27 protein-coding genes are annotated in these 15,031 nt (G+C 62.7%); all 27 read left to right on the top strand.

Translation table 11 applies throughout. From position 1 onward, the window contains the following. Nucleotides 1-331 precede the first annotated feature (331 nt). A complete protein-coding gene (rpsJ, locus tag AC06E7_RS19045; RefSeq protein ID WP_010341589.1) occupies nucleotides 332-643 on the top strand; it encodes a 30S ribosomal protein S10 in 312 nt (103 codons plus the stop codon). Between the two features lie 11 nt (nucleotides 644-654). Next, nucleotides 655-1,305: a 50S ribosomal protein L3 gene (rplC, locus tag AC06E7_RS19040; protein WP_068849456.1), complete on the top strand. Its 651-nt coding sequence runs from the start codon at nucleotides 655-657 to the stop codon at nucleotides 1,303-1,305. 12 nt (nucleotides 1,306-1,317) lie between these two features. Beyond that, nucleotides 1,318-1,923, top strand: a complete 606-nt coding sequence (rplD, locus tag AC06E7_RS19035) for a 50S ribosomal protein L4 (protein WP_068849458.1) — start codon at nucleotides 1,318-1,320, stop codon at nucleotides 1,921-1,923. Beyond that, on the top strand, nucleotides 1,920-2,219 hold the full coding sequence (gene rplW / locus AC06E7_RS19030) for a 50S ribosomal protein L23 (RefSeq protein ID WP_068854553.1): 300 nt from the start codon (nucleotides 1,920-1,922) through the stop codon (nucleotides 2,217-2,219). Before rplD ends, rplW begins: the two co-directional genes overlap by 4 nt. Before the next feature lie 10 nt (nucleotides 2,220-2,229). Next, nucleotides 2,230-3,057, top strand: coding sequence for a 50S ribosomal protein L2 (gene rplB, locus AC06E7_RS19025; RefSeq protein WP_068849460.1), 828 nt, complete (start codon nucleotides 2,230-2,232; stop codon nucleotides 3,055-3,057). Between the two features lie 6 nt (nucleotides 3,058-3,063). Then, nucleotides 3,064-3,333, top strand: a complete 270-nt coding sequence (rpsS, locus tag AC06E7_RS19020) for a 30S ribosomal protein S19 (protein WP_017355409.1) — start codon at nucleotides 3,064-3,066, stop codon at nucleotides 3,331-3,333. Nucleotides 3,334-3,345: 12 nt separating this feature from the next. Further along, the gene (gene rplV, locus AC06E7_RS19015; RefSeq protein WP_017355410.1) at nucleotides 3,346-3,681 is read left to right on the top strand and encodes a 50S ribosomal protein L22; all 336 of its coding nucleotides are present in this window, start codon (nucleotides 3,346-3,348) and stop codon (nucleotides 3,679-3,681) included. 17 nt (nucleotides 3,682-3,698) lie between these two features. After that, nucleotides 3,699-4,433, top strand: coding sequence for a 30S ribosomal protein S3 (gene rpsC / locus AC06E7_RS19010; protein ID WP_068849461.1), 735 nt, complete (start codon nucleotides 3,699-3,701; stop codon nucleotides 4,431-4,433). Nucleotides 4,434-4,438: 5 nt separating this feature from the next. Further along, complete coding sequence (gene rplP / locus AC06E7_RS19005) at nucleotides 4,439-4,852, top strand: 50S ribosomal protein L16 (protein ID WP_068849463.1); 414 nt, start codon at nucleotides 4,439-4,441, stop codon at nucleotides 4,850-4,852. Further along, entirely contained in the window at nucleotides 4,852-5,037 is a 186-nt protein-coding gene (gene rpmC / locus AC06E7_RS19000) for a 50S ribosomal protein L29 (protein ID WP_068849465.1), read from the top strand. Before rplP ends, rpmC begins: the two co-directional genes overlap by 1 nt. Nucleotides 5,038-5,048: 11 nt before the next feature. After that, nucleotides 5,049-5,318, top strand: coding sequence for a 30S ribosomal protein S17 (gene rpsQ / locus AC06E7_RS18995; protein WP_068849467.1), 270 nt, complete (start codon nucleotides 5,049-5,051; stop codon nucleotides 5,316-5,318). A gap of 13 nt (nucleotides 5,319-5,331) precedes the next feature. After that, a complete protein-coding gene (gene rplN, locus AC06E7_RS18990) occupies nucleotides 5,332-5,700 on the top strand; it encodes a 50S ribosomal protein L14 (RefSeq protein WP_068849469.1) in 369 nt (122 codons plus the stop codon). 16 nt (nucleotides 5,701-5,716) lie between these two features. Next, nucleotides 5,717-6,034, top strand: a complete 318-nt coding sequence (rplX, locus tag AC06E7_RS18985) for a 50S ribosomal protein L24 (RefSeq protein WP_017355416.1) — start codon at nucleotides 5,717-5,719, stop codon at nucleotides 6,032-6,034. A gap of 11 nt (nucleotides 6,035-6,045) precedes the next feature. Continuing rightward, a complete protein-coding gene (gene rplE / locus AC06E7_RS18980) occupies nucleotides 6,046-6,588 on the top strand; it encodes a 50S ribosomal protein L5 (RefSeq protein WP_068849470.1) in 543 nt (180 codons plus the stop codon). Nucleotides 6,589-6,606: 18 nt separating this feature from the next. Beyond that, the gene (gene rpsN / locus AC06E7_RS18975) at nucleotides 6,607-6,912 is read left to right on the top strand and encodes a 30S ribosomal protein S14 (protein ID WP_068849472.1); all 306 of its coding nucleotides are present in this window, start codon (nucleotides 6,607-6,609) and stop codon (nucleotides 6,910-6,912) included. A 215-nt stretch (nucleotides 6,913-7,127) separates the two neighbouring features. After that, nucleotides 7,128-7,526, top strand: a complete 399-nt coding sequence (rpsH, locus tag AC06E7_RS18970) for a 30S ribosomal protein S8 (RefSeq protein WP_017355419.1) — start codon at nucleotides 7,128-7,130, stop codon at nucleotides 7,524-7,526. An 18-nt stretch (nucleotides 7,527-7,544) separates the two neighbouring features. Further along, nucleotides 7,545-8,072, top strand: a complete 528-nt coding sequence (gene rplF / locus AC06E7_RS18965) for a 50S ribosomal protein L6 (protein WP_068849473.1) — start codon at nucleotides 7,545-7,547, stop codon at nucleotides 8,070-8,072. 56 nt (nucleotides 8,073-8,128) lie between these two features. After that, a complete protein-coding gene (rplR, locus tag AC06E7_RS18960; protein ID WP_019186158.1) occupies nucleotides 8,129-8,482 on the top strand; it encodes a 50S ribosomal protein L18 in 354 nt (117 codons plus the stop codon). A 158-nt stretch (nucleotides 8,483-8,640) separates the two neighbouring features. Further along, on the top strand, nucleotides 8,641-9,183 hold the full coding sequence (gene rpsE, locus AC06E7_RS18955; protein WP_038690276.1) for a 30S ribosomal protein S5: 543 nt from the start codon (nucleotides 8,641-8,643) through the stop codon (nucleotides 9,181-9,183). After that, nucleotides 9,176-9,367, top strand: coding sequence for a 50S ribosomal protein L30 (gene rpmD, locus AC06E7_RS18950; RefSeq protein WP_068849475.1), 192 nt, complete (start codon nucleotides 9,176-9,178; stop codon nucleotides 9,365-9,367). The genes rpsE and rpmD overlap by 8 nt, the downstream gene beginning before the upstream one ends. 4 nt (nucleotides 9,368-9,371) lie before the next feature. Next, the gene (gene rplO, locus AC06E7_RS18945; RefSeq protein ID WP_068849476.1) at nucleotides 9,372-9,815 is read left to right on the top strand and encodes a 50S ribosomal protein L15; all 444 of its coding nucleotides are present in this window, start codon (nucleotides 9,372-9,374) and stop codon (nucleotides 9,813-9,815) included. A gap of 3 nt (nucleotides 9,816-9,818) precedes the next feature. Then, complete coding sequence (gene secY, locus AC06E7_RS18940; protein WP_068849478.1) at nucleotides 9,819-11,174, top strand: preprotein translocase subunit SecY; 1,356 nt, start codon at nucleotides 9,819-9,821, stop codon at nucleotides 11,172-11,174. Between the two features lie 361 nt (nucleotides 11,175-11,535). Further along, on the top strand, nucleotides 11,536-11,892 hold the full coding sequence (gene rpsM, locus AC06E7_RS18935; RefSeq protein ID WP_017355426.1) for a 30S ribosomal protein S13: 357 nt from the start codon (nucleotides 11,536-11,538) through the stop codon (nucleotides 11,890-11,892). Between the two features lie 12 nt (nucleotides 11,893-11,904). Then, nucleotides 11,905-12,294, top strand: coding sequence for a 30S ribosomal protein S11 (rpsK, locus tag AC06E7_RS18930; protein ID WP_017355427.1), 390 nt, complete (start codon nucleotides 11,905-11,907; stop codon nucleotides 12,292-12,294). Nucleotides 12,295-12,308: 14 nt separating this feature from the next. Next, nucleotides 12,309-12,938, top strand: coding sequence for a 30S ribosomal protein S4 (rpsD, locus tag AC06E7_RS18925; protein WP_068849480.1), 630 nt, complete (start codon nucleotides 12,309-12,311; stop codon nucleotides 12,936-12,938). A 55-nt stretch (nucleotides 12,939-12,993) separates the two neighbouring features. After that, a complete protein-coding gene (locus AC06E7_RS18920; protein ID WP_068849481.1) occupies nucleotides 12,994-13,992 on the top strand; it encodes a DNA-directed RNA polymerase subunit alpha in 999 nt (332 codons plus the stop codon). A 197-nt stretch (nucleotides 13,993-14,189) separates the two neighbouring features. After that, on the top strand, nucleotides 14,190-14,576 hold the full coding sequence (rplQ, locus tag AC06E7_RS18915) for a 50S ribosomal protein L17 (RefSeq protein WP_068849483.1): 387 nt from the start codon (nucleotides 14,190-14,192) through the stop codon (nucleotides 14,574-14,576). Nucleotides 14,577-15,031 lie beyond the last annotated feature (455 nt).

Below are 15,031 nucleotides of genomic sequence, written 5' to 3'. Positions count from 1 at the left end.
TAGACTTTGCGCCCCGATGTTGCCTGGGTAGGGCATCGGGGTTGCAACACAAACGGGAAAAGAGGCGCAGGACGCACCTCGTGTTCCCCAGACCAGGAAGGGTCGCGCCATTCAGGCAGTGTCAACAGGACCCCCTGTTGACCGCCGCGTTGTATGCGCGCTATACTTTTTGTCTGGGCAGATCGGGAGACCGGTCTGCCTCGATTTTTGAGGTCTACGGAAAGATCTTGTCGCCGCGCAGGAATGTGCGGCGTCCGCATTCAGGATATTCATGGGACAAGGCAACCCAGAGGCCTTGTCCGTCGCTCTTTTAACGAAGGAACCTACCGCCATGGCGGACCAAAAGATCCGGATTCGGTTGAAGGCGTTCGATCATCGTTTGATCGACCGTTCGGCCAGCGAGATCGTTGAGACGGCAAAGCGGACCGGCGCGCAAGTGCGTGGCCCGATCCCGCTGCCGACCAAGATCGAGCGTTACACCATTCTCGTCTCGCCGCACGTCGACAAGGACGCGCGTGACCAGTACGAGACCCGCACGCACAAGCGCGTGCTCGACATCGTCGACCCCAACGACAAGACCGTGGACGCGCTGATGAAGCTCGAACTGGCTGCCGGCGTCGACGTTCAGATCAAGCTGACCTGAGGACTACGACCATGACGAAGAAATATTCGTTGGGCTTCGTGGGCCGCAAGGCTGGCATGAGCCGCGTGTTCACCGAAGATGGCCAGGCCATCCCGGTGACCCTGATTGAAGCTACCCCGAACCGCATCGCGCAGATCAAGACCGTCGAAGCTGACGGCTACAGCGCCGTGCAGGTGACCGTCGGCGCGCGTCGCGCTGCCCTGGTCAACAAGCCGGAAGCCGGCCACTTCGCCAAGGCGAAGGTGGAAGCCGGTCGTGGCCTGTGGGAATTCCGCGTTGAAGACGCGCAGCTCGGCGATTTCGCCGTTGGCGGCGAAGTCAAGGCGGACATCTTTGAAGTTGGCCAGAAGGTCGACGTCCAGGGTGTCACCAAGGGTAAGGGCTTCCAGGGCACCATCAAGCGCTACAACTTCCGTATGGGCGATGCAACCCACGGTAACTCGCTGTCGCATCGCGCGCCGGGTTCGCTGGGCCAGCGCCAGACCCCGGGTCGCGTTTTCCCGGGCAAGAAGATGTCGGGCCACATGGGTGCCGTGCAGCAGAGCACGCAGAACCTGGAAGTTGTCAAGGTCGACGTCGAGCGCGGTCTGATCGCGATTCGTGGCGCCGTGCCTGGCGCTGCGGGTGGTGACGTGATCGTGCGTCCGGCTAGCAAGGCATAAGGAGAGATGACGATGGAACTCGTTATCACGGGTAGCAACAACAAGGTCTCGGTCTCCGATGCCGTGTTCGGTCGCGATTTCAGCGAAGATCTGGTCCACCAGGTCGTCGTTGCCTATCGCAACGCCGGTCGCGCCGGCACCAAGGCACAGAAGACTCGTTCTGAAGTGGCTGGTACCACCAAGAAGTCGAAGAAGCAGAAGGGCGGCGGTGCGCGTCATGGCGCGCTGACGGCTCCGATCTTCGTCGGCGGCGGTGTCACCTTCGCGGCCAAGCCGCGCAGCTTCGAGCAGAAGGTCAACCGCAAGCAGTACCGTGCCGCCATGTGCGCGATCCTGTCCGAGCTGAACCGCCAGGGCCGTCTGACCATCGTGGAGTCCTTCGATGTCGAAGCGACCAGCACGAAGGCTCTGATCGCCAAGCTGGCCGGCCTGGAAGTGGGCAAGCGCCCGCTGATCGTCACCGAGGAAGCCACCGAGCACCTGTACCTGTCGGCCCGCAACATTCCCTACGTGGAAGTGCGTGACGTGCAGGGCCTGGATCCGGTGTCGCTGGTCGGTGCCGACACGGTCGTCATCACCGCTGATGCGGTCAAGAAGGTCGAGGAGTGGCTGGCATGAACAGCAACGAAAAAATCTTCAGCGTGCTGCGTGCTCCGCGAGTCTCCGAAAAGACCGCGCGCCTGCAGGAACATTCCAACCAGTATGTCTTCGAGATCTCGAACGAAGCGACCAAGGCCGACGTGAAGGCCGCGGTAGAGCAGTTGTTCGACGTCAAGGTCGAAGCGGTCAACGTGCTGAACGTGAAGGGCAAGAACAAGTCCTTCCGTAACCGCACCGGCCGCCGCGGCGATTGGCGCAAGGCGTACGTGCGTCTCGCCGATGGCCAGTCCATCGATGTAACGGCCAAGGCCTGAGGTACATCCCATGCCATTGATGAAATTCAAGCCCACTTCCCCCGGCCGCCGTTCGGCCGTGCGCGTGGTTACGCCCGATCTGCACAAGGGCGCACCGCACGCAGCGTTGCTGGAGCCGAAGAGCAATACCGGTGGTCGTAACCACCACGGTCGCATCACCACCCGTCACGTGGGCGGTGGTCACAAGCAGCATTACCGTCTGATTGACTTCAAGCGCAACAAGGAAGGCATTCCGGCGCGCGTGGAACGCATCGAATACGATCCGAACCGCACCGCCCATATCGCCCTGCTGTGCTACGTCGACGGCGAGCGCCGCTACATCATCGCACCGAAGGGCCTGAAGGCCGGTGACCAGGTGATCGCGGGTTCGGATGCGCCGATCAAGACCGGCAACACCCTGCCGCTGCGCAACATCCCGGTTGGTACCACTGTCCACGGCATCGAACTGAAGCCGGGCAAGGGTGCCCAGATCGCGCGTGCCGCCGGCGCTGCCGTGCAGCTCGTCGCTCGTGAAGGCGTCTTCGCCACCCTGCGCCTGCGCTCGGGTGAAATGCGCAAGGTGCCGGTCGAGTGCCGCGCAACGATCGGTGAAGTCGGCAACGACGAACACAACCTGGAAAAGCTGGGCAAGGCTGGCGCCAAGCGCTGGCGCGGTGTCCGCCCGACCGTTCGTGGTGCTGCCATGAACCCGGTTGACCACCCGCACGGTGGTGGTGAGGCGAAGGCCGGCCAGGGTAATCCGCATCCGGTCACCCCGTGGGGTGTTCCGACCAAGGGTTACAAGACGCGCAAGAACAAGCGCACCCAGCAATTCATCGTCCGCGATCGTAGGGGCTAATCGACCATGGCACGTTCACTCAAGAAGGGCCCGTTCGTCGATCACCACCTCGTCAAGAAGGTGGAGGCCGCTGCGGGTAGCAAGAAGCCGATCAAGACCTGGTCGCGCCGTTCGATGATCCTGCCGGAAATGGTAGGCATCACCATCGCCGTTCATAACGGTAAGAACCACGTTCCGGTGCTCGTCAACGAGAACATGGTCGGCCACAAGCTCGGCGAATTTGCCATCACCCGGACCTTCAAGGGTCACGGTGGTGACAAGAAGTCGGGCAAGTAAGGAGAGATGACAATGGAAGCGAAAGCAATCCTGCGCTCCGCGCGCATCTCTGCGCAGAAAGCACGCCTGGTCGCTGACCAGGTGCGCGGCCTGCCGGCCGAGCGTGCGGTCAACCTGCTGAAGTTCTCGGACAAGAAGGCTGCCCACCTGATCAAGAAGGTGGTGGAGTCGGCTATTGCCAATGCCGAGAACAACCAGGGCGCCGACGTCGACGAGCTGAAGGTTCAGACCATCATGGTTGATGAAGGTCCGACCCTGAAGCGTTTCATGGCGCGGGCGAAAGGCCGCGGCACCCGCATCCTCAAGCGCACCAGCCACATCACTGTGGTTGTGGGCGCCGGCAAGTAAGCGGAAAGGAAAACACCATGGGTCATAAAGTTCATCCGATTGGTATCCGCCTCGGCATCTCCAAGGACTGGAACTCCAAGTGGTACGCCAACAAGGCCGAGTTTGCTGGTTATCTGGCAGCCGACCTGAAGGTGCGGGACATGCTGCGCAAGAAGCTCGCGCAGGCCGGCATCAGCAAGATCCTCATCGAGCGTCCGGCGAAGACCGCCCGCGTGACGATCCACACCGCCCGTCCGGGCGTGGTGATCGGCAAGCGTGGTGAGGACATCGAGAAGCTGCGCAAGGAAGTGAGCGAGATGATGGGCGTTCCGGCGCACATCAACGTCACCGAAGTGCGCAAGCCCGAGCTGGACGCGCAGCTGGTTGCCGAGTCGATCGCGCAGCAGCTGGAGCGTCGCATCATGTTCCGCCGCGCAATGAAGCGCTCGGTCGGCAACGCGATGCGCCTCGGTGCCCTGGGCATCAAGGTCAACGTCGGTGGCCGCTTGAACGGTGCTGAAATCGCCCGTTCGGAGTGGTACCGCGAAGGCCGCGTGCCGCTGCACACGCTGCGTGCCGACATCGACTATGGCTTCGCTGAAGCCAAGACGACCTACGGCATCATCGGCATCAAGGTCTGGATCTACAAGGGCGAGGTTTTCGATTTCTCCCAGGTTGGCCAGGAAAAGCAGGACGACACCCCGTCGCGCAACGATCGTAACGATCGCGGTGACCGCGGTGACCGTCAGCGCCCGGCCCGTGAAGCGAGGTAACGACAATGTTGCAACCCAAGCGAACCAAGTACCGCAAGGTACACAAGGGCCGTAACGATGGCCTGAGCTGGAGCGCCAACGCTGTCAGCTTCGGCGAATACGGCCTGAAGGCAACCGCCCACGGTCAGCTGACCGCGCGCCAGATCGAAGCGGCCCGCCGCTCGATCAGCCGCTACGTCAAGCGCGGTGGCAAGATGTGGATCCGAGTGTTCCCCGACAAGCCGATCACCAAGAAGCCCATCGAAGTCCGAATGGGTTCTGGTAAGGGCAACGTGGAGTACTGGGTAGCCCAGATCCAGCCCGGCCGCATGATCTATGAAATTGAAGGTGTGGGTGAAGACGTGGCACGCGAGGCGTTCCGCCTGGCAGCTGCCAAGCTCTCCGTGACCACCACTTTCGTGACCCGGACGGTGATGTGATGGATATCAAACAGCTTCGCGAAAAGTCGGCTGACGACCTGAAGTCCCATTTGGTTGACCTGCGTAAGGAGCAGTTCTCGCTCCGCATGCAGCAGGTCACCGGGCAGCTGCCGAAGACTCACGAAACCCGCCGGGTCCGCCGCGAGATTGCTCGCGTCAAGACCCTGCTCGGCAGCAACAAGTAAGGATGGCCGCGATGAGCGACAATACTGAAAACAAGCAGCTGCGCACGGTCGAAGGCCGTGTCGTCAGCAACAAGATGGACAAGACGGTCACCGTGTTGGTGGAGCGCCAGGTCAAGCACGCGCTGTACGGCAAGTACCTGCGTCGTTCGACCAAGCTCCACGCGCACGACGCCGACAACGCCTGCAATGAAGGCGATGTCGTCCGCGTGACCGAAATTGCTCCGATGTCCAAGACCAAGAACTGGCGCGTGGTGGAAATTGTCACCCGTGCGGCTCAATAAGGAGATCTGACTCATGATCCAGATGCAGAGCTACCTCGAGGTCGCGGACAATTCCGGTGCCAAGGAAGTGATGTGCATCAAGGTGCTGGGCGGCTCCAAGCGTCGCTACGCACACATCGGTGACATCATCAAGGTCACCGTGAAGGATGCAATCCCGCGCGGCAAGGTCAAGAAGGGTGAAGTGTTCGACGCCGTCGTGGTGCGTACCCGCAAGGGTGTGCGTCGCGCCGATGGCTCGCTGATCCGTTTCGACACCAATGCCGCGGTCCTGCTCAACAACAAGCAAGAGCCGATCGGCACCCGCATCTTCGGGCCGGTGACCCGTGAACTTCGTTCCGAGAAGTTCATGAAGATCGTCTCGCTCGCTCCCGAAGTGCTGTGAGCGACAGGAGATAATCATGGCTAACCGTATCAAGAAGGGCGACCAGGTCGTCGTCAACACCGGCAAGGACAAGGGCAAGCAGGGCGAAGTCGTCCGCGTCGACGGCGATCGTGTGATCGTCGCCAACGTGAACATCGTCAAGCGCCACACCAAGCCGAACCCGCAGGCAGGCGTTGCCGGCGGCGTGGTCGAGCGTGAAGCGTCGATCCATATCTCCAACGTGAATGTGCTCAACCCGGCTTCGGGCAAGGGCGAGCGCGTTGGCTTCAAGGTGCTGGAGGATGGACGCAAACTGCGTGTGTTCCGCTCCAGCGGTGAGGCGCTTGACGCCTGAGGAATGAGAAGATGAGTTCCCGTCTCGAAAAGTTCTACCAGGAAGAAGTGGTGCCGGCGCTGATGAAGCAGTTCGGCTACACCAATCCGATGCAGGTTCCCCGCCTGGTCAAGGTCACCCTGAACATGGGTGTCGGCGAAGCGGCGACCAACAAGAAGATCCTGGAAAATGCCGTCGCCGACATGGCCAAGGTCTCCGGCCAGAAGCCGATCGTGACCAAGTCCCGCGTCTCGGTGGCTTCGTTCAAGATCCGCGATGGTTGGCCGATCGGCTGCAAGACCACGCTGCGTCGTGCCAAGATGTATGAGTTCCTGGATCGCCTGATCAACATCTCGCTGCCGCGCGTGCGCGACTTCCGTGGTGTCTCCGGTCGTTCCTTCGACGGTCGCGGCAACTTCAACATGGGTGTGAAGGAACAGATCATCTTCCCGGAAATCGACTTCGACGCTGTCGACGCGATCCGCGGCATGGATATCGCCATCACCACCACCGCCAAGACCGATGCGGAAGCGAAGGCGCTGCTTGCAGCGTTCAAGTTCCCGTTCCGTAACTGATACGTCGAGGAATCCGAAATGGCAAAGACCTCCATGGTCAACCGCGACCTGAAGCGTGCGAAGCTGGCCGTCAAGTACGCCGGCAAGCGTGAAGAGCTGAAGAAGATCATCTCCAGCACGACCGCTTCGTACGAAGAGAAGGAACAGGCCGTGATCAAGTTGCAGAAGCTGCCGCGCGATTCGTCGCCGAGCCGCCACCGCAACCGTTGCGAACTGTCGGGCCGCCCGCGTGGCGTGTACAGCAAGTTCGGCCTCGGCCGCAACAAGCTGCGCGAAGCCACCATGCGTGGTGACGTGCCGGGCCTGCGCAAGGCCAGCTGGTAAGGGATCCGTCCCTGCAGTACGGGGTGGGCCTGTTCAGGTTCACCCCGACTTGAAGAGTCCGACCCCGGTCGGGCTCTTTTTGTCGTATACTCCCGCGTCTCACCCGGCGGCATGGGGTGGGGTAGGGCGCAACACCCGAACGACGGGCCCCAGGCCCATTCCAAATAGCAAGATTTTCGCGAAAGCGGATATCGGTGCACTCAAAGGTATCGACTATGAGCATGACTGATCCCATCGCCGACCTGCTGGTACGCATCAAGAATGCGGCCGCGGTTGGCAAGCAGACGGTGAAAGCACCGTCCTCCAAGATCAAGGTTGCAATCGCAGAAGTGTTGAAGGCCGAAGGCTACATCACCGACCTGCGCGTGACCAAGACCGAGAACAACAAGGCCGAGCTTGAAATCGTCCTGAAGTATTTCGAGGGCAAGCCGGTCATCGAGACCCTGAAGCGCTTCTCGCGTTCGGGTCTGCGCCAGTACCGTGGCAAGTCCGAGCTGCCGAAGGTCCTGAACGGCCTGGGCATCTCCATCATCTCCACCTCCAAGGGCATCATGACTGATGCGCAGGCGCGCCAGTTGGGCGTCGGCGGCGAAGTCCTGTGCTTCGTGGCCTAAGGCGAGAAGGAAACCACTATGTCCCGCGTAGCCAAGAAGCCGGTCAACCTGCCCAAGGGCGTTGAACTGAACATCCAGCCGGAATCCGTCAGCGTGAAGGGCCCGAAGGGCACCCTGAGCCTGGCCAAGGTTGCTGGCGTTGAAATTTCCGTCAACGACGGCGTTGCCACCCTGGCCGCCAGCAATGACGAGCTGGTCGCCCTCACCGGCACCGTCCGCGCGATCCTGGCCAACATGGTCAAGGGCGTCACCGATGGCTTCGAGCGCAAGCTTGAGCTGGTCGGCGTGGGTTACCGCGCCACCATGCAGGGCAAGGACCTGAGCCTGGCGCTCGGTTTCTCGCACCCGGTTGTGTACGTGGCGCCGGAAGGCATCACGCTGTCGACCCCGACCCAGACCGAAATCCTGGTCCAGGGCACCGACAAGCAGCTGGTGGGCGAAGTTGCCGCCAAGATCCGCGCTTACCGCAAGCCGGAGCCCTACAAGGGCAAGGGTGTGAAGTACGCCGGCGAAGTCATCATTCGTAAGGAAGCCAAGAAGGCGTAAGGGCGAGTCCCCGTTCCGGGGAGGAATCCTGTCTTCAGCTTTCAAGGAAAAAGATCATGAACAAGAACATTGCTCGCCTGCGTCGCGCCAAGTCCACCCGCGCACACATCCGTGTCCTCGGCGTGCCGCGTCTGTCGGTGCTGCGCACCGGTCAGCACCTGTACGCCCAGGTCTTCACCGCCGACGGCTCCAAGGTGCTGGCTGCTGCCAACACCACCCAGGCCGACGTCAAGGAAGGCCTGAAGAACGGCAAGAACAGCGACGCCGCCGCCAAGGTCGGCAAGCTGGTTGCCGAGCGCGCCAAGGCTGCGGGCATCGAGAAGGTCGCTTTCGACCGCTCGGGCTACCGCTACCACGGCCGCATCAAGGCACTGGCCGATGCAGCCCGCGAAGGCGGCCTGCAGTTCTAAGGGATAAGGAAGCGGGGCTGGTCCCCGCTTCCGCCTGCCTGCCGGCACGGGTTGTGCCGGGCGGCGTCCTTCTTCTGCAGGGGCGTTCGATCCACCGCGTCATTCCACAGCTATAAGCGGCCCTGAGCCGTACATACCCAATCAATCAAGGAATCAACATGGCAGAAGAACGTCAGCAGCGGGGTCGCGATCGCGACCGTAACCGCGAAGAGAAAGTCGACGACGGCATGATCGAGAAGCTGGTCGCGGTCAACCGCGTCAGCAAGACCGTCAAGGGCGGTCGTCAGTTCACCTTCACCGCACTGACCGTGGTCGGTGACGGCGCAGGCAAGGTTGGCTTCGGCTACGGCAAGGCGCGTGAAGTGCCGGTCGCGATCCAGAAGTCGATGGAGCAGGCTCGCAAGAACCTGGCCGACGTCGATCTGAACAACGGCACCCTGTGGCACCCGGTGAAGTCCGGCCACGGCGCAGCCCGCGTGTTCATGATGCCGGCTTCGGAAGGTACGGGCGTCATCGCCGGCGGTGCCATGCGCGCCGTGCTGGAAGCAGTGGGCGTCAAGAACGTGCTGGCCAAGGCCGTCGGTTCGCGCAACCCGATCAACCTGGTTCGCGCCACGCTGAAGGGTCTGTCCGAAATGCAGTCGCCGGCCCGCATCGCGGCCAAGCGCGGCAAGAAGGTGGAGGATCTCAACCATGGCTAATGACACCGTCAAGACCGTCAAGGTCCGTCTGGTTGGCGGCCTGCGTGGCACCCAGTCGCGTCACCGCCTGTCGGTGCGTGCCCTGGGCCTGAACAAGCTCAACGATGTGCGTGTCCTGAAGGACAGCCCGCAGGTTCGCGGTCTGATCAACAAGGTCCACTACCTCGTCAAGGTTGAGGAATAATCCAATGACCCTGCATCTCAATGAACTGAGCCCGGCACCGGGCGCGCGCAAAGAGCGCACCCGCGTCGGCCGTGGTATCGGCTCCGGCCTGGGCAAGACCTGCGGCCGCGGCCACAAGGGTTCGTTCGCCCGTAAGGGTGGCGGCAAGATCAAGGCGGGCTTCGAAGGCGGCCAGACCCCCATGCAGCGTCGTCTGCCGAAGGTCGGTTTCCGTTCCAAGATTGCCAAGGACACGGCCGAAGTGCTGTCGTACCACCTGGACCGCCTGGAAGCTGGCGAGATCGATTTCGCCGCGCTGCGCGCTGCGAAGCTGGTCCCGAGCACTGCCAAGCAGGCCAAGATCGTCATGAAGGGCGGCCTGACCAAGGCCTTCACCCTGAAGGGCATCGCAGCAACGGCCGGTGCCAAGGCCGCGATCGAAGCTGCCGGCGGCAGCGTACAGGAGTAAGACATGGCGCAAGCTGGCATTGGTAACCTGGGCGGCGGGCTCGGCAAGTTCACGGAACTTCGCCAGCGTCTGCTGTTCGTCGTCGGGGCTTTGATCGTCTACCGCATCGGCTGTTATGTGCCGGTGCCGGGCGTCAATCCCGATGCCATGCTTGCGCTCATGCAGGCGCAGGGCGGCGGCATCGTGGACATGTTCAACATGTTCTCGGGCGGCGCCCTGCACCGTTTCAGCATTTTCGCGCTGAACGTGATGCCGTACATCTCGGCATCCATCGTGATGCAGCTGGCCGTCCACATCTTCCCCGCGCTCAAGGCGATGCAGAAGGAAGGTGAGTCCGGTCGCCGCAAGATCACCCAATATTCCCGCATCGGCGCCGTGTTGCTGGCCGTGGTGCAGGGCGGCAGCATCGCGCTGGCGCTGCAGAACCAGCTGTCCCCGTCCGGTGCGCCGGTCGTGTACGCGCCGGGCATGGGCTTCGTGCTCACCGCCGTGGTCGCGCTGACCGCCGGTACCATCTTCCTGATGTGGGTTGGCGAGCAGGTCACCGAGCGTGGCATCGGCAACGGTGTGTCGCTGATCATCTTCGCCGGCATCGTGGCTGGCCTGCCGGGTGCGGTCATCCACACCTTCGACGCCTTCCGCGAAGGCAACCTGCAGTTCATCCAGCTGCTTCTGATCGCGCTGGTGGTGCTGGCCTTCACCTTCTTCGTGGTGTTCGTCGAACGCGGCCAGCGCCGCATCACGGTGAACTACGCACGTCGCCAGGGTGGCCGCAACGCGTACATGAACCAGACCTCGTTCCTGCCGCTGAAGCTGAACATGGCGGGCGTGATCCCGGCCATCTTCGCCTCCAGCATCCTGGCATTCCCGACCACCCTGGCCATGTGGTCCGGCCAGGCCAGCTCGGCGACCTGGCTGCAGAAGGTCGCCAACGCCCTGGGTCCGGGCGAGCCGCTGCACATGATCGTGTTCGCTGCGCTGATCACCGGTTTCGCGTTCTTCTATACCGCGCTGGTGTTCAACTCGCAGGAAACCGCCGATAACCTGAAGAAGTCGGGCGCGCTGATTCCGGGCATCCGTCCGGGCAAGGCCACCGCCGACTACATCGACGGCGTGCTGACCCGCCTGACCGCGGCCGGCTCGGCCTACCTGGTGATCGTCTGCCTGCTGCCGGAAATCATGCGCACGCAGCTGAACGCCTCGTTCTACTTCGGCGGCACCTCGCTGCTGATCGTGGTGGTGGTGGTGATGGACTTCATTGCGCAGATCCAGGCGCACCTGATGTCGCACCAGTACGAGAGCCTGTTGAAGAAGGCCAACCTGAAGGGCGGCAACCGCGGCGGTTTTGCCCGCGGCTGATTGGCCTGTTACACTATCGTCTTCCTGACGTGATGGTCCTCCGCTTCGCGGACCTGGCCACACAAACGAAGGGCGGCCCCCGCAGCGGTTCCGGGTGGGGGTGAGATCGGGTCGTCCCGCGCGGGAGTAGCGCGGGCGGCGCCGGAAGAGGGTCCGAAAGGGTCGCTTCCGGAGTCAACCTGGTCCGGCGCCGGAGCCTGGGCACACTCCCTGGGCCGGGTCCATGAAACCTTTCAGGTTTCACGGGCTTCCATGTAAACCGGAACCTTGTTAGTATCGCTAGTTCACTTTTTGATCCATCCTGCCGGATCGGCGCGCCTCGGGTGCGCTGTCGGCCATCACTCAGCTGGAGAACCGCGTCATGGCGCGTATTGCAGGCGTCAACCTGCCAGCCCAGAAGCACGTCTGGGTCGGGTTGCAAAGCATTTACGGCATCGGCCGTACCCGTTCGAAGAAGGTCTGCGACGCCGCAGGCGTGACCTCGACCACCAAGATCCGCGATCTGTCGGAGCCGGAAATCGAGCGTCTGCGCTCGGAAGTGGCCAAGTACATCGTGGAAGGCGATCTGCGCCGTGAAATCGGTATCGCGATCAAGCGCCTGATGGACCTGGGCTGCTACCGCGGTCTGCGTCACCGCCGCGGCCTGCCGCTGCGTGGTCAGCGCACCCGTACCAACGCCCGCACCCGCAAGGGCCCGCGCAAGGCGATCAGGAAGTAAGGGACCTAAGAAATGGCTAAGCCCGTCGCTAAGACCAAGAAGAAGATCAAGCGCGTCGTCACTGACGGCGTTGCCCACGTCCACGCTTCTTTCAACAACACCATCGTGACCATCACCGACCGCCAGGGCAACGCTCTGTCGTGGGCGACGTCCGGTGGCGCTGGCTTCCGCGGTTCGCGTAAGTCCACCCCGTTCGCTGCCCAGGTGGCTGCCGAGAAAGCCGGCCGTGCCGCGCTGGATTACGGCGTCAAGTCCCTGGAAGTCCGCATCAAGGGCCCGGGTCCGGGTCGTGAGTCGGCCGTGCGCTCGCTGAACAACGTGGGCTACAAGATCACCAACATCATCGACGTGACGCCAATCCCGCACAACGGGTGCCGTCCGCCGAAGAAGCGTCGCGTCTAAAGGAGCGATAAGAAATGGCTCGTTATATCGGTCCTACCTGTAAGCTCGCCCGCCGCGAAGGCGCCGACCTTTCCCTCAAGAGCCCGGCCCGTGCGCTGGACTCCAAGTGCAAGCTGGAGCAGAAGCCCGGCCAGCACGGCGCGACCGCCCGCAAGGGCAAGCTGTCCGACTACGCCACCCAGCTGCGTGAAAAGCAGAAGGTCAAGCGTATCTACGGTCTGCTGGAGCGTCAGTTCCGCAACTACTACAAGAAGGCCTCGACCAAGAAGGGCAACACCGGCGAGAACCTGCTGCAGCTGTTGGAAACCCGCCTGGACAACGTCGTCTATCGCATGGGCTTCGCAGTGACCCGTCCGGCTGCCCGTCAGCTGGTCTCGCACCGCGGCGTCACCGTGAACGGCAAGTCGGTCAACCTGGCTTCGTACCAGGTCAAGGCTGGCGACGCTGTCGCGCTGTCCGAGAAGGCTGCCAAGCAGCTGCGCGTTCAGGAAGCCCTGACCGTGTCCAAGACGCACGACCTGCGCCCGACGTGGATCGAAGTGGACGCCGACAAGTTCGCCGGCATCTTCAAGGCCGTGCCGGATCGTTCGGACCTGCCTGCGGATATCAACGAAGCGCTGATCGTCGAGTTGTATTCGAAGTAATTCACATTGGAGAGCCCCCGGCGACGGCCGGGGGTTCACTAGGAGAACCCGCAACATGACGGTTACCGCCAACCAGGTTCTGCGTCCTCGTGGTCCGCAGATCGAACGCCTTACCGACACCCGCGCCAAGGTCGTTATCGAACCCTTGGAGCGTGGTTACGGGCATACGCTGGGCAATGCCCTGCGTCGCGTGCTGCTGTCGTCCATCCCGGGCTTCGCCATCACGGAAGTTGAGATCGACGGCGTACTGCACGAGTACACCACGCTCGAAGGCCTGCAGGAGGACGTTCTCGAAGTCCTGCTCAACCTGAAGGACGTGGCGATCCGTATGCACACCGGCGACAGCGCAACCCTGTCGCTGTCCAAGCAGGGTCCGGGTGTCGTGACTGCTGCCGATATCAAGGTCGACCACAACGTCGAGATCCTCAACACGGATCATGTCATCTGCCACCTGACCAAGGACACGGCAGTCAACATGCGCCTGAAGATCGAGCGTGGTTTCGGCTACCAGCCGGCCGCCGCGCGTCGTCGTCCGGACGAAGAAACCCGTGCCATCGGTCGTCTGGTCCTGGACGCCTCGTTCTCGCCGGTCCGTCGCGTCGCCTATTCGGTGGAAGCGGCCCGCGTCGAACAGCGTACCGACCTGGACAAGCTGGTGCTGGACATCGAAACCAACGGCACGATCGATGCCGAGGAAGCCGTGCGCACCGCCGCCGACATCCTCAGCGATCAGCTGTCGGTCTTCGGTGACTTCACCCACCGCGACCGCGGTGCAGCCAAGCCGGCCAACAACGGCGTGGATCCGGTGCTGCTGCGCCCGATCGACGACCTGGAACTGACCGTGCGTTCGGCCAACTGCCTCAAGGCCGAGAGCATCTACTACATCGGCGATCTGATCCAGAAGACCGAAGTGGAACTGCTCAAGACCCCGAACCTCGGCAAGAAGTCGCTGACCGAGATCAAGGAAGTCCTCGCCCAGCGCGGCCTTTCGCTCGGCATGAAGCTGGAGAACTGGCCGCCGGCCGGTGTCGCCCAGCACGGCATGCTCGGCTGATCCAGCGCAGTAAATGCTTTACCCCGCACCTTCGGGTGCGGGGGCTTTACCCGCAGTACCTCGCATCGACAGGCGCCAGCCTGCGGTGACGGTCGGCCAGGAGGGCCGGCACCGGACCATCCGCAGTCCAAGCAACAACGCCGGGAAGGCGACAGCGATACCCAACCGATCCAACATTCTTTCAAGGAACATCCGTCATGCGTCACATGAAATCCGGCCGTAAGTTCAGCCGTACCAGCGCCCACCGCGAAGCAATGTTCAAGAACATGGCCGCGTCGCTGTTCAAGCACGAGCTGATCAAGACCACCCTGCCGAAGGCCAAGGAACTGCGCCGCGTCGCCGAGCCGCTGATCACCCTGGCCAAGGTCGACTCCGTTGCCAACCGCCGTCTGGCTTTTGCCCGCCTGCGTGACAACGAAGCCGTGGGCAACCTGTTCACCACCCTGGGCCCGCGTTACGCGAACCGTCCGGGCGGCTACCTGCGTCTGCTGAAGTGCGGCTTCCGCGCTGGCGACAACGCGCCGATGGCCTACGTCGAACTGGTCGACCGTCCGGCCGCCGTGGCTGAAGCCGTCGAAGAATAATCGACGCGCTTTACCAAAGATTCTTCAGAGAACCCGGCCTTGGCCGGGTTTTTTGTTGGTTCTGATTTTGCTCCAACGTCAACGTCAACGGCGCCGGTTGTTCGCTGATCACTGCGGGGCCCCGGCCGGTGTGGGTTTGCGGGGGCCGCCGTGAACCCGTCCATGGGGGCTCTTACCAAACATCCATGTTTGGTAAAGCCCCCGCAAACCCACCCCGGCCGGGACCCCCGACACGTGGTCGGTGGCCAAAGGGCCCATCGGCCGGGCGTGGGAGGCCGCGATCTGGGACCGGCCGGGCCAAGCCCGGCACATCTTCGTCAACCGTAGAGCCGGGCCTTGCCCGGCTGCTGTTGGCCTTCCCATGCGCACCGACCCACCGTCGGGGTCGCGACGGGGGCGGGTTTGCGGGGGCTTTGCGAAACATGGATGTTTCGCAAGAGCCCCCAAGGACGGGT

This window comes from Stenotrophomonas sp. Steno-Z4, assembly GCF_056393145.1.
This window is presented reverse-complemented; position numbering and strand designations above follow the sequence as displayed.

Coding starts and splice junctions, on each gene's coding strand:
- rpsJ (WP_010341589.1), top strand. CDS start 332: ATGGCGGACCAAAAGATCCGGATTCGGTTGAAGGCGTTCGATCATCGT.
- rplC (WP_068849456.1), top strand. CDS start 655: ATGACGAAGAAATATTCGTTGGGCTTCGTGGGCCGCAAGGCTGGCATG.
- rplD (WP_068849458.1), top strand. CDS start 1,318: ATGGAACTCGTTATCACGGGTAGCAACAACAAGGTCTCGGTCTCCGAT.
- rplW (WP_068854553.1), top strand. CDS start 1,920: ATGAACAGCAACGAAAAAATCTTCAGCGTGCTGCGTGCTCCGCGAGTC.
- rplB (WP_068849460.1), top strand. CDS start 2,230: ATGCCATTGATGAAATTCAAGCCCACTTCCCCCGGCCGCCGTTCGGCC.
- rpsS (WP_017355409.1), top strand. CDS start 3,064: ATGGCACGTTCACTCAAGAAGGGCCCGTTCGTCGATCACCACCTCGTC.
- rplV (WP_017355410.1), top strand. CDS start 3,346: ATGGAAGCGAAAGCAATCCTGCGCTCCGCGCGCATCTCTGCGCAGAAA.
- rpsC (WP_068849461.1), top strand. CDS start 3,699: ATGGGTCATAAAGTTCATCCGATTGGTATCCGCCTCGGCATCTCCAAG.
- rplP (WP_068849463.1), top strand. CDS start 4,439: ATGTTGCAACCCAAGCGAACCAAGTACCGCAAGGTACACAAGGGCCGT.
- rpmC (WP_068849465.1), top strand. CDS start 4,852: ATGGATATCAAACAGCTTCGCGAAAAGTCGGCTGACGACCTGAAGTCC.
- rpsQ (WP_068849467.1), top strand. CDS start 5,049: ATGAGCGACAATACTGAAAACAAGCAGCTGCGCACGGTCGAAGGCCGT.
- rplN (WP_068849469.1), top strand. CDS start 5,332: ATGATCCAGATGCAGAGCTACCTCGAGGTCGCGGACAATTCCGGTGCC.
- rplX (WP_017355416.1), top strand. CDS start 5,717: ATGGCTAACCGTATCAAGAAGGGCGACCAGGTCGTCGTCAACACCGGC.
- rplE (WP_068849470.1), top strand. CDS start 6,046: ATGAGTTCCCGTCTCGAAAAGTTCTACCAGGAAGAAGTGGTGCCGGCG.
- rpsN (WP_068849472.1), top strand. CDS start 6,607: ATGGCAAAGACCTCCATGGTCAACCGCGACCTGAAGCGTGCGAAGCTG.
- rpsH (WP_017355419.1), top strand. CDS start 7,128: ATGAGCATGACTGATCCCATCGCCGACCTGCTGGTACGCATCAAGAAT.
- rplF (WP_068849473.1), top strand. CDS start 7,545: ATGTCCCGCGTAGCCAAGAAGCCGGTCAACCTGCCCAAGGGCGTTGAA.
- rplR (WP_019186158.1), top strand. CDS start 8,129: ATGAACAAGAACATTGCTCGCCTGCGTCGCGCCAAGTCCACCCGCGCA.
- rpsE (WP_038690276.1), top strand. CDS start 8,641: ATGGCAGAAGAACGTCAGCAGCGGGGTCGCGATCGCGACCGTAACCGC.
- rpmD (WP_068849475.1), top strand. CDS start 9,176: ATGGCTAATGACACCGTCAAGACCGTCAAGGTCCGTCTGGTTGGCGGC.
- rplO (WP_068849476.1), top strand. CDS start 9,372: ATGACCCTGCATCTCAATGAACTGAGCCCGGCACCGGGCGCGCGCAAA.
- secY (WP_068849478.1), top strand. CDS start 9,819: ATGGCGCAAGCTGGCATTGGTAACCTGGGCGGCGGGCTCGGCAAGTTC.
- rpsM (WP_017355426.1), top strand. CDS start 11,536: ATGGCGCGTATTGCAGGCGTCAACCTGCCAGCCCAGAAGCACGTCTGG.
- rpsK (WP_017355427.1), top strand. CDS start 11,905: ATGGCTAAGCCCGTCGCTAAGACCAAGAAGAAGATCAAGCGCGTCGTC.
- rpsD (WP_068849480.1), top strand. CDS start 12,309: ATGGCTCGTTATATCGGTCCTACCTGTAAGCTCGCCCGCCGCGAAGGC.
- AC06E7_RS18920 (WP_068849481.1), top strand. CDS start 12,994: ATGACGGTTACCGCCAACCAGGTTCTGCGTCCTCGTGGTCCGCAGATC.
- rplQ (WP_068849483.1), top strand. CDS start 14,190: ATGCGTCACATGAAATCCGGCCGTAAGTTCAGCCGTACCAGCGCCCAC.